The organism is Limnofasciculus baicalensis BBK-W-15 (assembly GCF_024178385.1).
GTDB lineage: Bacteria > Cyanobacteriota > Cyanobacteriia > Cyanobacteriales > Coleofasciculaceae > Limnofasciculus > Limnofasciculus baicalensis.
In genome coordinates, this window is the sequence record NZ_JAMZMM010000699.1 from 1 (window position 1) to 1379 (window position 1379).

Annotated in this window: 2 protein-coding genes; one reads left to right on the forward strand and one right to left on the reverse strand. The window is 44.6% G+C overall.

Features of this window, described 5'->3' with window-relative positions:
* Positions 1–12 precede the first annotated feature (12 nt).
* Complete coding sequence (locus NJ959_RS29555) at positions 13–762, reverse strand: metal ABC transporter ATP-binding protein (protein WP_254015331.1); 750 nt, start codon at positions 760–762, stop codon at positions 13–15.
* Between NJ959_RS29555 and NJ959_RS29560 the strand changes: the two genes are divergently transcribed.
* Entirely contained in the window at positions 761–1309 is a 549-nt protein-coding gene (locus tag NJ959_RS29560) for a metal ABC transporter solute-binding protein, Zn/Mn family (protein WP_254015332.1), read from the forward strand. The two genes, NJ959_RS29555 and NJ959_RS29560, sit on opposite strands and share 2 nt — an antisense overlap.
* Positions 1310–1379: the final 70 nt, after the last annotated feature.

Here is a 1379-nt window from a genome sequence, read left to right on the forward strand (position 1 = left end):
CTCCCCTTACATTCAACAAAAATACATGGCTTCTCCAGGCTCGTGGAGTAATTGAGACTTTAATCCTTGCCCATAGGCATGTTGAATATTTTCAATAGTCATTACATCTTCAGGGAAACCGTGGGCAATTAACTTTTGGTTCAATAGTAGCAATCGATCGTAATGATGCAAAGATTTTCCCCATTCGTGAGAAGAGACTAATAGAATTTTTCCTTCTGCCTTAAGTTGACTAAAAATATCGAAAATAATTGCTTCCGTCTTCTTATCAATTCCCGCCAGAGGTTCATCAAAAAAGAACATTTCTGCTTCCTGTGCCAAAGCGCGGGCTAAAAAAACCCGTTGCTGCTGCCCACCGGAAAGTTCCCCAATCTGACGGTGGCGCAATTCCCACATCCCCACTCGTCGCAAGGCATCGGCAACAATTTCTTCAGATTGACGGGATGTACTACGAAACCATCCTGTGTGTATAGTACGCGCCATCATTACTACAGTCCATACCGTTGCTGGATAATCCCAGTCAATTTGCGAGCGCTGCGGCACGTAGGCACAATACCTACGTTGTTGTTTTAGCATCTGTCCCCTAAACTTCACAATCCCCGAAGCGGTAGGAATTAAGCCCAGCATGGCTTTAATCATTGTACTTTTGCCCGCACCATTGGGACCAATTACCCCCACTAGCAGCCCTGATGCCAAGCAGAAACTGACGTTGATTAAGGCGTTAACCCCTCGGTAGTTGACAGATAAATTTTTAACTTCTAACATGAACAGCGTGAATGATAATGATTCTCATTTTAGTTTATCCTCTGCTAAAAGGCATCAATCCCACATCCGGCCCATGTTCATAAATTCCTCACCCGTAGCACAGGCATCCCGCCTGTGGCACTATTTAAACACCCCGATGAGGTTAAATTCAATCTACATACTTTTTTTAGCCTTAGCCCTCGGAGTTAGTGCTTGTACTTCCCCCCAACCAACCGCAATTGAAACCCCCAACACAAGAGCCACCGCCTCACCAACTACGGCAGTTACTACCAAACCAAAAATTGTCGCCACCACTAGTGTCATCTGCGATATCACCCAAGAAATAGCCCAAAATACCATCGATCTTACCTGTTTGATTCCTGCGGGGACAGATCCTCACGTTTACCAACCCAAACCTAGCGATCGCAAAGCCATAGAACAAGCTAAACTGATTCTCTACTCTGGCTATGGATTTGAGCCAGATTTGATTAAGTTAGTTAAAGCAACTCAAAATTCTATTCCCAAAGTTGCTGTAAGTGAAATTGCCGTTTTGAGTTTTGAGTTTTGAGTTTTGAGTTTTGAGTTAAAACTCTCCCTTGTCCCCCTTGTCCCCCTTGTCCCCCTTGTCCCCCTTGTCC